At 66.5% G+C, this 12,099-nt stretch carries 14 protein-coding genes; 8 read left to right on the top strand and 6 right to left on the bottom strand.

The window, feature by feature from the left end; translation table 11 throughout:
* Window positions 1-252 precede the first annotated feature (252 nt).
* The 5 genes from AC3EDY_RS12885 to AC3EDY_RS12865 all read right to left on the bottom strand — a co-directional run bounded on the left by AC3EDY_RS12885 (window position 253) and on the right by AC3EDY_RS12865 (window position 4,963).
* The gene (locus AC3EDY_RS12885) at window positions 253-759 is read right to left on the bottom strand and encodes a CHAP domain-containing protein (RefSeq protein WP_488572899.1); all 507 of its coding nucleotides are present in this window, start codon (window positions 757-759) and stop codon (window positions 253-255) included.
* Window positions 760-962: 203 nt separating this feature from the next.
* Window positions 963-2,372: a type I glutamate--ammonia ligase gene (glnA, locus tag AC3EDY_RS12880; protein ID WP_488572898.1), complete on the bottom strand. Its 1,410-nt coding sequence runs from the start codon at window positions 2,370-2,372 to the stop codon at window positions 963-965.
* Between the two features lie 141 nt (window positions 2,373-2,513).
* Complete coding sequence (locus AC3EDY_RS12875; RefSeq protein WP_317975744.1) at window positions 2,514-2,852, bottom strand: P-II family nitrogen regulator; 339 nt, start codon at window positions 2,850-2,852, stop codon at window positions 2,514-2,516.
* A 276-nt stretch (window positions 2,853-3,128) separates the two neighbouring features.
* Complete coding sequence (gene map / locus AC3EDY_RS12870) at window positions 3,129-3,959, bottom strand: type I methionyl aminopeptidase (RefSeq protein ID WP_488572897.1); 831 nt, start codon at window positions 3,957-3,959, stop codon at window positions 3,129-3,131.
* A 134-nt stretch (window positions 3,960-4,093) separates the two neighbouring features.
* Complete coding sequence (locus AC3EDY_RS12865) at window positions 4,094-4,963, bottom strand: PdaC/SigV domain-containing protein (RefSeq protein WP_488572896.1); 870 nt, start codon at window positions 4,961-4,963, stop codon at window positions 4,094-4,096.
* A gap of 55 nt (window positions 4,964-5,018) precedes the next feature.
* Here AC3EDY_RS12865 and AC3EDY_RS12860 point away from each other — a divergent pair, with 55 nt between their 5' ends.
* The 3 genes from AC3EDY_RS12860 to argC all read left to right on the top strand — a co-directional run bounded on the left by AC3EDY_RS12860 (window position 5,019) and on the right by argC (window position 7,828).
* Window positions 5,019-6,416: a leucyl aminopeptidase family protein gene (locus AC3EDY_RS12860; RefSeq protein WP_488572904.1), complete on the top strand. Its 1,398-nt coding sequence runs from the start codon at window positions 5,019-5,021 to the stop codon at window positions 6,414-6,416.
* 108 nt (window positions 6,417-6,524) lie between these two features.
* Entirely contained in the window at window positions 6,525-6,893 is a 369-nt protein-coding gene (locus AC3EDY_RS12855) for an SH3 domain-containing protein (RefSeq protein ID WP_488572895.1), read from the top strand.
* The gene (gene argC / locus AC3EDY_RS12850; protein ID WP_488572894.1) at window positions 6,890-7,828 is read left to right on the top strand and encodes an N-acetyl-gamma-glutamyl-phosphate reductase; all 939 of its coding nucleotides are present in this window, start codon (window positions 6,890-6,892) and stop codon (window positions 7,826-7,828) included. The genes AC3EDY_RS12855 and argC overlap by 4 nt, the downstream gene beginning before the upstream one ends.
* 55 nt (window positions 7,829-7,883) lie before the next feature.
* Here argC and AC3EDY_RS12845 read toward each other — a convergent pair whose 3' ends face one another.
* Window positions 7,884-8,189: a 2Fe-2S iron-sulfur cluster-binding protein gene (locus AC3EDY_RS12845; protein ID WP_488572893.1), complete on the bottom strand. Its 306-nt coding sequence runs from the start codon at window positions 8,187-8,189 to the stop codon at window positions 7,884-7,886.
* A gap of 112 nt (window positions 8,190-8,301) precedes the next feature.
* On the opposite strand from AC3EDY_RS12845, the gene AC3EDY_RS12840 reads away from it, so the two are divergent.
* The 5 genes from AC3EDY_RS12840 to AC3EDY_RS12820 all read left to right on the top strand — a co-directional run bounded on the left by AC3EDY_RS12840 (window position 8,302) and on the right by AC3EDY_RS12820 (window position 12,085).
* The gene (locus AC3EDY_RS12840) at window positions 8,302-8,919 is read left to right on the top strand and encodes a DNA-3-methyladenine glycosylase family protein (protein ID WP_488572892.1); all 618 of its coding nucleotides are present in this window, start codon (window positions 8,302-8,304) and stop codon (window positions 8,917-8,919) included.
* An 8-nt stretch (window positions 8,920-8,927) separates the two neighbouring features.
* Window positions 8,928-9,728 carry an SDR family oxidoreductase gene (locus tag AC3EDY_RS12835; protein WP_488572891.1) on the top strand — a complete coding sequence of 267 codons (801 nt, stop codon included), beginning with the start codon at window positions 8,928-8,930 and terminating at the stop codon, window positions 9,726-9,728.
* A gap of 4 nt (window positions 9,729-9,732) precedes the next feature.
* Window positions 9,733-10,359 carry a heme ABC exporter ATP-binding protein CcmA gene (gene ccmA, locus AC3EDY_RS12830; RefSeq protein ID WP_488572890.1) on the top strand — a complete coding sequence of 209 codons (627 nt, stop codon included), beginning with the start codon at window positions 9,733-9,735 and terminating at the stop codon, window positions 10,357-10,359.
* Window positions 10,356-11,018 (top strand): heme exporter protein CcmB, encoded by a 663-nt coding sequence (gene ccmB, locus AC3EDY_RS12825; RefSeq protein ID WP_488572889.1) that lies wholly within the window; start codon window positions 10,356-10,358, stop codon window positions 11,016-11,018. The genes ccmA and ccmB overlap by 4 nt, the downstream gene beginning before the upstream one ends.
* 62 nt (window positions 11,019-11,080) lie before the next feature.
* Window positions 11,081-12,085 carry a cysteine synthase A gene (locus tag AC3EDY_RS12820; RefSeq protein WP_488572888.1) on the top strand — a complete coding sequence of 335 codons (1,005 nt, stop codon included), beginning with the start codon at window positions 11,081-11,083 and terminating at the stop codon, window positions 12,083-12,085.
* Window positions 12,086-12,099 lie beyond the last annotated feature (14 nt).

Here is a 12,099-nt window from a genome sequence, read left to right as displayed (position 1 = left end):
ATTGCGAGATTATTGCCCACTCGTCGTCCCTCAAACCAATCCGCTCGCCCAACGCCGCCTCCAAAAGACAGCCTTGAATCAAGCAGCGAGTCCGTTGTCAACCTTTGTCCACGAAACCTAGTGAGTTCGTCAGGAACATATTGCGACGTTAAGCGAGCTGTTCCGGCAGCACGCCATGGAACGGCCGGTCTTTGGGTTAAGAAAAAACCGCCCGAAATCGGGCGGCTCGTTGCTTCGGCAGTAGCAAAGCTATCAGCCCCGCGCCTGACCATCGGGAAGCGCAACCGCCGGATCGATCTGCGCGGTCTGCGTGCCGCGATGCGCGTAGATGAAACCGAACGCCGGCGAGGGGCGCAGGCCGAGCGAGCGGGTCGGCGCATACCATACTCGCACTTCCGACCAATCGCCTGCGGCTGACACGTCCACCGCCATGACGCCGCGTTCGATCATGCCGGGGCGCGACCAGTTGGCATGGTCGATCATCACATGGCGCGCATCGACCACTTTGCTCACCACTGCGACATGGCCATAGGGCATCGAGGAGGAAGCACGAAACGCCAGCACGGCACCGGCCCTTGGCTCCTGCCCGCGGGCATAGGAACCGGCTGCATTGCCCCACCAGTCGCGCGCATTGCCCGAAAGCTGCACGTCGGAAACCTGCCGGGCATATGTCACGCACTGCAGCCGGGCCTGGGCCTCGTGCGGCAGTGCAGCAAGCGATGCAAAAACGGCCAGGATGGCAAGAGCGGTGCGAAGCATGGCCTGCACCTTAGGGAACGCGGGCTGTTTGCGAACCCCGGGTTCCCGCAGTTCGCCGCAATTGGCCAACCGTTTATCCCGCGTTCATCCTGCCTGTGGATAACTTTTGCATTGCAACATCGATAGCACGAAAAAGCGCCCGGATCGCTGTGATCCGGGCGCCGATCCTTGGCAATGCCGCCGCAGCAGCGCTGCCGTGTTCGTTACGAGCTGTAGTACATGTCGAATTCGACGGCCGAAGGCGTCGTTTCCCAACGATAGACTTCGGGCCACTTGAGCTCGATATAGGCTTCGATCTGGTCCTTGGTGAACACCCCGCCTTCCAGCAGGAAGTCATGGTCGGCAGCCAGCGAGTCCAGCGCCTCGCGCAGAGAACCGCACACGGTCGGCACGGCGGCGAGTTCGGCCGGCGGCAGATCGTAGAGATTCTTGTCCATCGCTTCACCCGGGTGGATCTTGTTCTTGATCCCGTCGAGGCCGGCCATCAGCAGCGCGGCATAGGCGAGGTAGGGGTTGGCCATGGCGTCGGGGAAGCGGAATTCCACGCGCTTGGCCTTGGTGCCGGCACCATAGGGAATGCGGCACGAGGCCGAACGGTTGCGGGCCGAATAAGCCAGCAGCACCGGCGCTTCATAGCCGGGCACCAGGCGCTTGTAGCTGTTGGTGGTCGGGTTGGTGAACGCGTTGAGCGCCTTGGCGTGCTTGATCACGCCACCGATGTAGTAAAGGCACAGATCCGACAGGCCGGCATAGCCGTTACCGGCAAACAGCGGCTTGCCTTCCGACCAGATCGACATGTGGGTGTGCATGCCCGAACCGTTGTCCTTCATGATCGGCTTGGGCATGAACGTGGCCGTCTTGCCATAGGCCTGGGCCACCTGCTGCACCACGTACTTGTAGATCTGCATGCGGTCGGCGGTCTGCACCAGGGTGCCGAAAGTCAGGCCCAGTTCGTGCTGCGCTGCAGCCACTTCGTGGTGGTGCTTGTCGCACGGCAGGCCCATTTCGATCATGGTCGAAACCATTTCGCCGCGGATGTCGACGCAGCTGTCGACCGGGGCGACCGGGAAATAGCCACCCTTGGCGCGCGGGCGGTGTGCCAGGTTCCCGGCTTCATAATCCTTGGCGGAATTGGTCGGCAGTTCGATGTCGTCGATCTTGAAGCCGTTGCCGTCATAGCCGTCGTAGAACTTCACGTCGTCGAACAGGAAGAATTCGGCTTCCGGGCCGACATAGACGGTATCGCCGATGCCGGTGCTCTTGAGGAACGCCTCGGCGCGCTTGGCAGTCGAACGCGGGTCACGGGCATAGAGCTCGCCGGTCGAGGGTTCGACGATATCGCAGTTGATGATCAGCATCGGCGTGGCCGAAAACGGATCGACATAGACCGAATCGAGATCGGGCTTGAGGATCATGTCCGATTCGTTGATTGCTTTCCAGCCTTCGATCGACGAACCGTCGAACATGAGGCCGTCTTCCAACTCGTCCTCGCCGAGCACCGACGACACCATCGTGAGGTGCTGCCACTTGCCCTTGGGGTCCGTGAAACGGAGATCGACCCACTCGATTTCCTCTTCCTTGATACGGCCGAGGATGTCCTTTGCACTTGCCATCGCTGGTCCTTCTGTTTGCCCGCCATTCTGTGCGTGCGGGCGTCAGGGGGTTGGAAAAGGAGGCCGCCCGTCCGAAGGCCACCCCCGCATCGTTGCCGGATGGCACGCGGACGAACCGCCCGCCGCCCGGCGAAAATCCGATCAGATCGCGTCGTTGTCGCGCTCGCCGGTGCGGATGCGCAGCGCACTTTCGATGGGGATCACGAAAATCTTGCCATCGCCGATGCGACCGGTCTGTGCGGCGGCGGCCACGGCCTCGACCACGCGATCGACCAGCGCGTCGCCCACCACCACTTCCAGCTTAACCTTCGGCAGGAAGTCGACGACATATTCAGCGCCGCGGTAAAGCTCGGTATGGCCCTTCTGGCGGCCGAAACCCTTGGCTTCGGTTACGGTGATGCCCGAAACGCCAATCTCGTGCAGCGCTTCCTTCACTTCATCGAGCTTGAAGGGTTTGATGATCGCTTCGATCTTCTTCACCGGTTCCTGACCCCTGCACCTGATGGCGCTGCACACGCGTTCGGTGGGCAGACGCACGCTCCTCGTTTCCGCAGCGTCGATCCTAACAAGAATCGTGCCACCATTAAGCACATTGCCCTAGGCGATTGCCTTCCGGGGCGAAAGCGGGAAATGCAAGGCAAAGAAAGAAAGCAACCCTAAGCGGAATAAAGGCATGCGGGTTGTTGCGCAAATGCGACGTAAAAATGCTCAAATTAAAGGCATGCGCTGCCTAAAAAACAGGCAGCACTAATGGCTTCATGACGCATACGGCGGCTTATGCTGCCCGTCCGGACTGATCGTGAAAATTTCACAGCCGTCCTCGGTGATGCCGATGGAGTGCTCGAACTGGGCCGAAAGCGACCGATCGCGCGTCACCGCCGTCCAGCCGTCGTCCAGGATTTTCACCGCCGGCTTGCCCAGGTTTATCATCGGCTCGATCGTAAAGAACATGCCGGGCTTGAGCACGGGCCCCGTTCCGGCGCGCGCGGCATGGATCACTTCGGGCGCATCGTGGAACAGGCGGCCCAGGCCGTGGCCGCAGAAATCGCGCACCACGCCATAGCGCTGCTTTTCGGCATGCGCCTGGATCGCCGCGCCGATATCGCCAAGCCGGGCGCCCGGGCGGGCCTGCTCGATGCCCAGCATCAGGCATTCATACGTCACGTCGACCAGGCGCCGCGCCTTGAGCGGCACGTCACCGACCAGGTACATGCGGCTGGAATCGCCGTGCCAGCCATCGAGCAGCGGCGTGACGTCGATATTGACGATATCGCCGTCCCGGAACGTCCGGTCAGAAGGAATGCCGTGACACACCACATGATTGATCGAGATGCAGCACGAATGGGTATAGCCGCGATAGCCGAGCGTCGCCGGCACGGCGCCGGCATCGAGCGTCATCTGGCGGACGACATCGTCGATCGCCGCCGTCGCCACGCCGGGCTTCACCAGCGGCACCAGAGCGTCGAGAATTTCGGCTGCCAGCCGCCCGGCCTTGCGCATGCCGGCAAAACCGGCCGGGCCATGCAGCTTGATCGTCCCGTCGCGCAGGACCGTTTCGGTATCGTCAATGGTCACATAATCGGTCATCGCCGTTAGATAGCGCGGATCGCGCGAAATTGCCAATCCAGACCGGCGAGCGGGACCCAGGTTCAAGTCTGGGGGTCACGTCTGGGATGCAGAATGCCACGAAATCCGTGCCCCGGACCTGATCCGGGCTCTCGCTACAGCGGTGAAGCCAAGGCAAAAGCCCCGCGCCATTCCGGCTTCACCGCCGCCAGCACCGCCGGCGTTACCGGCAGGGTCACCTCATAGCTGCCCTCGGCATAAGGGCCGGCTTCGTATGGCGCGATCAGGAAGCCGATGCGATCGAACGCCTTGCCGCCGCGCGATCCCAGGATCAGCGTCTGCGCCAGGGGATCGATACAGGCGTCAAAGCCGCTATCGCCGCCAAGGCTCGCCCGGCCGCCGCGCTTCCTGGTGCGCTGCGCGTTCAGCGCCTTGCAGAAATCGGCGTGGATCGCGCCGGTCAGTGCGGCGCGGGCGGTAAACAGGTCGATCGCCTGGCGCTCCTGCCCGGCGGCCTTGTCCCACAGGATGGCGGCATAGCCATAGTTGGGATGGGCGCCGCCGCCGTTGTGGCCAACCAGGCTCGACAGGCTGAGCCAGCCCGGCAGATCGGCCACCACCTGCCATTCCTGCCAATGCGCCAGCGGGCGGTACGGATAGCCCCCTCTGGCCGCATCCGCCCGGGCTTCGTCCGCTTCCTGCCGCAGCGCCGCGCGCGCCTTGGCCTCGTCGGCGGCGAGCCGCGCCCGCAGCGCCGGCTGGGCATCCGCGGCGGCTGGCCATGAATAGCCGAACTCGATGCTGTCGTTGCTTTCCGCCACCGCGTGCCCACCCGCGGATGCCCGGCGCGCCCGGGCAACGTGCGTGCCGCCATCCGTCGCTGATGCGGTGGCGCCGGCGTGGGCGCTGTCGTTCCCAGGTCCCGCCGATGGCGCGACGGGCGGACGGTGGCATGCCGCCAGCACGAGAAACGCGATCGTGGCGGCGCCGGCGTGGCCGTGCGGGGCAAAGGGGGCGCGGGGCATGGCAGGTATTTTCCCTCTCGATATTGGCACCGACCTGCGCCAAGCTGCGCGCACGATGACTGACAAGAATGCGTTGATCCAGCCCGATCGCGAGCAGAACGCGATTGCCCTGCACATAATCGACAAGGCCGGTCTGCCGGAATGGCTGCGTAGCTGCAACGGCCGCGCCCGCGCGCTGCTTGCGGCGCAGCGCTTCGAAGGGGCACCCGGCGAAGTGGCGGTGGTGCCCGAGGGCGACGGCGAGAGCTGGCTGGCGGTGGCGGGCGTCGCCGATCGCGCCAGCCTGTCGAGCTGGTGCCTGGCCAGTGCTGCCGAGCGCCTGCCGGCCGGCATGTATCGCCTGGTCGGCGGGATCGAAGCACAACGGGCGCTGCATGGCTGGATCACCGCGCAATACCGGTTCGATCGCTATCGCAGCGAAGGGCGCGAAACCGGCCCGCGCGTGCTGTTGACCGGGGCGGTGCGGGCGCTGCCGCAAGTTCTGGCCGAAGCGGCGGCCGTGGTCATGGTGCGCGATCTGGTCAACACCCCGGCCGAGGACATGGGCCCCGCGCAGCTCGAGGCAGAGGCCCGCGCCCTGGCCAAGGTCCATCACGCCACGATCCACGTAACCGCCGGCGATGCGCTCGAGCGGGACTATCCGATGATCCATGCGGTGGGCCGTGCGGCCGCGCGCAGCCATGCGCCGCGCCTGATCGAACTGGAATGGGGCGATCCCCAGGCGCCTCGCGTCGCCATCGTGGGCAAAGGCGTGTGCTTCGATTCGGGCGGGCTCGATATCAAGCCGTCATCGGGCATGGTCTTGATGAAGAAAGACATGGGCGGGGCCGCTCATGCCTTGGCGCTGGCGGGGCTGATCATGGGTCAGAGTCTGCCGGTGCGGTTGCACCTTCTGGTGCCGGCGGTGGAAAATGCCATTGCCGGCAACGCTTTCCGCCCCGGAGACATTCTCCGCACGCGCCGCGGCTTGAGCGTGGAAGTGACCAATACCGATGCCGAGGGGCGCCTGGTACTGGGCGATGCCCTGGCCCGCGCGAGCGAGGGCAAGCCCGAGCTGATCGTGGATTTCGCAACGCTGACCGGCGCGGCGCGCGTGGCGCTGGGTCCCGATCTGCCGGCGCTGTTCGCCCGGCGGGAGGACAGCGCCGGCGCGCTTCTGGCCGCAGGCATCGCGCGTGACGACCCCTGCTGGCCGCTGCCTCTGCACGAGAGCTATCGCGACTGGCTGAAATCCGATGTGGCCGATCTGCAGAATGCGCCCAGCAACGGGTTTGCCGGCGCCAGCGTGGCGGCGCTGTTCCTTGACCGCTTCGTCGGGACGGGGATCGACTGGCTGCATCTCGATACCTTCGCCTGGCGGCCGGTGGCGCGGCCGGGCCGGCCCAAGGGCGGCGAAGCTCTGGGTCTGCGCGCCGCCTGGGGGTTCCTGCAGGCGCGCTACGCCACGGCCTGAGCGGCTGGGCATCACCGCGTCCGGCATGACCGGGTTTTGGGGGCGGAACTTGAATCGCCGGGCAAGGGCGGCTAAGCGCCCGCCTTTGCGAATGTCCGGGAAGCCACCTTGTCTGCCGAATCCGATCTTGCCCATGTCGTTTTCCCGGCCACCGCGCCCGAGGGAGAACTGGCGCTATCCGGTCCTTCAGCCAGGGTCGATCCGCTGCGCCAGCCGGTGCGCGGCGATCTCGCGCATATCCGCCTGGCCGGCCGCGTGTTCGTGCCCCACTATGCCGTGCCCATGCCGCACCGTCTGAAAGCGGTCGCGCCGCTGCGCAAGGCCGGCCGCGAGGATGCCGAGGTGCTGACGCAACTGCCTGTGGGCGAAACGTTCGCCGTGCTCGACATGGCCGGGGGCTGGGCCTGGGGCCAGGCGTCCGATCAGGGCGGCCTGGTGGGCTATCTGCCGCTGTCCGCGCTGGAGCAATTGCCATGACCACCCGGGTTTTCATCGACGGCGCGGCCGGCACCACCGGTCTCGAAATCGCCGAGCGGCTGGCGGGGCGGCGCGAATTCGCGCTGATCACGCTCGATGATGCGCGCCGCAAGGACGATACCGCCCGTGCCGAGGCGCTCAACGCGGCCGACGTGGTAATCCTGTGCCTGCCAGACGATGCGGCGCGTGCCGCCGTGGCAATGATCGCCAACAATGCCACGCGCGTGATCGATGCCTCGACCGCGCATCGCGTTGCCGATGGCTGGACATATGGCTTTCCGGAATTGGTGGGGCGCGGGGTTGTGCGCGATGCTTACCGGGTTTCCAATCCCGGGTGCTATCCCACCGGCTTCATCGCCCTGGTTGCACCGCTGGTGCGCGCCGGCTTGCTGCCGGCCGACTGGCCCTATGTGGTTCATGCGGTGTCGGGCTATTCGGGCGGGGGCAAGGCACTGATTGCCCGGTTCGAGCAAGACACCGATATCGCCTGGCGCGGCTATGGCCTCGATTTCGGGCACAAGCATGTGCCGGAAATGACGGTTTATGCCGGGCTATCGGTGGCGCCGCTGTTCAGCCCGGCCGTCGTGCCGGCGTTGCGCGGCATGATCGTCGAAGTGCCGCTTTCGCTCGAAGCCATGCCGGGGGCGGCAACACCGGCGATGCTTTACCAGGCGCTGGCGGATTTCTACGCCGGCAGCCCGGTGGTCAGCGTTGCCATGGGCGCGCCCGAGGCAGGGGAACTCCTGATGCGCCGCGACGTCAGGGGCTGGGATGGCCTTGACCTCAGCGTCATCGGCAGCAAAAACGGCGCCCAGGCGCGCCTTGTCGCCCGGCTCGACAATCTGGGCAAGGGGGCCAGCGGCGCTGCGGTCCAGTCGCTCAATCTCATGACCGGGCTGCCCGAAACCGCGGGTCTCGCACTCCAAGCACCGTGAACGGAAGCGCGCCAGGTCGATGCCCGGCGCGCTCCGATGGCGGATCCGCCGGCAATCAATCTTCGGGCGCGATCGTCACTTTAAGACCGTCGAGCACGGGCAACTGGCACGACAGGCGCGAATTGGCGTTGCGATGGTCCGAGCTGTCGAGCAGGTCGTTCTCGTCGCCGTTCATCGCGGGCAGCGCCTCGCCACCATCGTCGACATAGACATGGCAGGTGGCGCAAGAGCAGCAGCCGCCGCACAGCGCCAGCAGCTCGTCAAAGCCGTTGTCGCGAATGGCTTCCATCACGGTCAGGCCGCTGTCCACTTCGATGGTCTTTTCCGCGCCGGCACGATCGACGACAACAAGCTTCGGCATTGGCAAATGCTCCTCATGGCGGGCGGGATTCGCATCGCTCTCTGTTCGCCCTTCGTCGCGGCTGCTAATGCCCCCGAAAAATATTGGCAAGTGCGAAGGGATGCCACGCCACATGGGACTTTCACAGCACGCGATCACCGCCGGCCTCGATCACCTGGCAACGCAGCATCCGGCGTTCGCCGCGGCCCTGGCCAAGGTCGGCTATCCCGCGCCGCGCATCCGCCAAGCCGGCTATCGCACCTTGTTGCGGACGATCGTGGGCCAGCAGGTGAGCGTTGCCGCCGCCGCCGCGGTCTGGGCGCGGCTCGAAGCATCGCTGGGTCCGGACATGCCCCCGGCGGCCGTGCTGGGGGCCGATTTCGATGCCCTGCGCGCCTGCGGTCTTTCGCGCCAGAAGCAGGGCTATGCCCGCTCGCTGTGCGAACTGGTGGTGTCGGGCGAACTCGATCTGGCCGCCCTGCCCGAGGATGACGAAGCCGCAATTGCGCAACTGGTGCAGATCAAGGGCATCGGGCGCTGGTCGGCCGAGATCTATTTGCTGTTTGCCGAAGGACGGCCCGACATCTGGCCGGCCGGAGACCTTGCCGTGCAGGTGGGGCTGGGCAAGCTGCTGGGTCTGCCCGAACGGCCGACCGAACGCAAGACGCGCGCTCTTGCAGAGCCGTGGCGCCCGCATCGCGGCGCACTCGCGCTGTTTACCTGGCATTGCTATGCCAATCCGGCGCTGTGATCGGTAGAGTGACCCGCTGCATCTTCGTCACCGGCGGAGCATCGGGTATCGGCCGTGCCATTGCCCGGCGCTTCGCGGCCGCCGGCTGGTTCGTCGCGCTCGCCGATGTCGATGACGAGGGGATGGCGCAGACCGGGGCCTTGCTGCCGGCGGGCAGATGGTCCGCCCACGGGCTCGACGTGCGCCATGCTTCTGCATGGGAAGCAGCGCTGGCCGCCGCTGCGCAGGCCGGCGGCGGCGCGATCCACGTGGTGGCCAACAATGCCGGCCTGCCGCTGGGCGGCCGTCTGGCGGAGTGCAGCGTTGCCGAGATCGAGCACGTTGTCGCCGTCAACCTGACCGGGGCGATTCTTGGCGCCCGTGCCGCCTATCCCTGGCTCAAGGCTGCGGGGCAAGGCGCCTGTCTGCTCACCACGGCCAGCGCCGCCGCACTCCATGGTACGCCGGGGACCTCCGTCTATGCCGCCACCAAGGCGGGCCTGCGCGCCTTGACCGAAGCGCTGGATGCCGAATGGGCAGGCGATGGCATCGCCGTGCGCAGCCTCATGCCCGGCTTCGTTGCCACGCCGCTGCTCGATCGCGCGCCCAACGGAGCCACCCCGGGCACGATCCGCGACGTGGCCGACCGCCAGGGCCTTGAGGTCATGTCTCCCGACATCGTCGCCCAGGCAGCCTGGCGCGCCGTGCACGGCAGGCAGCTGCACACGCTGATCGGCCCGACGGCGCGGCGCCTGGCGTTTGCCGCGCGCTGGGCGCCGCGCGCCTTGCGACGCCGGTTGCGGCGTTCAGGCCGCGAGGTTACAGCCTGACGTCATGATCGCCCCGTCGTTCGCTGCCCGTGACATTGCCTGCCGACGGGGAGGGCGCATCCTGTTTCGGGGCGTGAACATCGCCGCGGCGGCGGGCGACGTGCTGCATCTTGTGGGCGCCAACGGCATTGGCAAGACCAGCCTGATCCGCATTCTGGCGGGCCTGATGCGGCCCTTTGCCGGGACGGTCGAACGAAAGGGCAGGGTGGCCCTGATGGACGAGCGGCTGGCGCTCGATGCGCATCTGCCGCTGGGCCGGGCGCTGGCTTTCTGGCATGCGATCGACGGTACGGCACCGGCCACGGGCGATCCTTTCGGCCTGGCTGATCTGGCCGATGTTCCCGTGCGCTTTCTGTCGACCGGACAGAAGAAACGCGCCGCGCTGGCCCGCATGGCTGCCACCGGGGCGCCGATCTGGCTGCTTGACGAGCCGCTGAACGGGTTGGATACGGCTTGGGTGGCCAAGGCCCACGATGCGATCGCGGCCCACCTGGCGGGCGGCGGCCTGGCCGTGATCGCCTCGCATCAGCCGCTGTCCCTTGCCGGCCTCAAGACGCTGGCGCTGGCCGACCACGTGCCCCCTGGCCCGCCCCCGGACGTGCGCGAAGACTTTGCGCGGGACTGGGCATGATCGGCCGGCTGTGGCCCCTGTTCAGGCGCGATCTGGCCATGCTGCTGCGTGGCGGCCAAGGCCGCGGCGGGGCATCCTTGCCGCTGCTGTTCTTTCTTGCCGTTGCCATGCTCTATCCCTTTGCCGTAGGGCCGGATATACGCCTGCTGTCGCGCACCGGGGCGGGGGTGATCTGGGTCGCGGCCCTGCTCGCCGCGATCCTTCCGCTCGACCGGCTGATCGAGCCCGATGTCGAAGCCGGCATGTTCGATCAATGGGCGCTGCGCGGGTTTTCGGAAGAACTGCTGTTGCTGGTGCGCATCGTTGCCCACTGGATCAGCTTCGGCGTGCCGTTGCTGCTGGCCGCGCCGCTGTCGGCCGGGCTGCTTTCGCTCGATGCCGGGCAACTGATCACGGTGGAATGGGGCCTGCTGCTGGGCACGCCAGGCCTGGCTGCCATCGGGGTGACGATTTCGGCGCTGACCACCGGCTTGCGCGGCGGCGCGGCGCTGGGCGGCCTGCTCGCGATTCCCCTGGCGGTGCCGCTGCTGATCTTCGGGGCGGGGGCGTTGCAGCCGGGCGGCGAGGGCGGGCTCGGCCTGCTTGCCGCCTGCAGCCTGGTGTCCCTGGCCGTGGCTCCGTTCGCCGGAGGGGCGGCGATCCGCGCGACACGCGAATAGCTTTGCTGCCCCCAAGCGCAATTGGGTTGCCCATCGCCGCGCCGCGCCTTACCTCCCATCGCATGACTGTTCCCGCGACCGCTTCCGACAGCCTCTCCCTTATCGGCAATACCCCGCTCGTGCGCCTTGCCGGGCCAAGCGCGGCGGCCGGCGCCGAAATCTATGGCAAGTGCGAGTTCGCCAATCCCGGTGCCTCGGTCAAGGATCGCGCCGCCCTGTGGATCGTGCGAGACGCCGAGGCGCGCGGGCAGTTGCGCCCCGGCGGCACGATCGTGGAAGGCACCGCCGGCAATACCGGCATCGGCCTTGCCCTGGTGGCCAATGCGCTGGGCTATAAAAGCGTGATCGTGATGCCCGAAACGCAATCGCGCGAAAAGATGGACACGCTGCGCGCGCTGCGTGCCGAACTGGTGCTGGTGCCGGCCGCGCCGTTTTCCAACCCCAATCATTTCGTCCACACCTCGCGCCGGATCGCCGAAGAAACGCCCGGCGCGATCTGGGCCAACCAGTTTGACAACATCGCCAATCGCCGCGCCCACATCGAAAGCACCGCGCCCGAAATCTGGGCGCAGATGGAAGGCCGGCTGGATGGCTTCATCTGCGCGGCGGGCACCGGCGGCACGATTGCCGGCACCGGCATGGGCCTCAAGGCCTTTGACGAGGCGATCACCATCGGCCTTGCCGATCCGCATGGCGCGGCGCTTTACAACCATTATGCCCATGGCGAGTTGAAAGCCGAAGGGTCGTCGGTGGCAGAAGGGATCGGCCAGGGCCGGATCACGGCCAATCTCGAAGGTGCGCCGATCGATACACAATATCGCATTTCCGATGAGGAAGGCCTTTACTGGGTCGGGCGGCTGCTTGGCGAAGAAGGGCTGTGCCTGGGCCTTTCCAGCGGCATCAACGTGGCCGGGGCGGTCGCGCTTGCCAAGGCGCTGGGGCCGGGTGCGCGCGTGGTCACGATCCTGTGCGACAGCGGCTTTCGCTACCTTTCCTCGCTTTACAATCCGGAATGGTTGCGTGCCAAGGGGCTGCCGATTCTTCCCTGGCTGCTTCCCGCGGCCTGAACAATAGGCTATGA

The sequence above is a fragment of the Novosphingobium sp. DS6-6 genome, from assembly GCF_057784975.1.
Note: the sequence above shows the minus strand (reverse complement) of the source record. Positions and strands in the feature narration are given on the sequence as shown.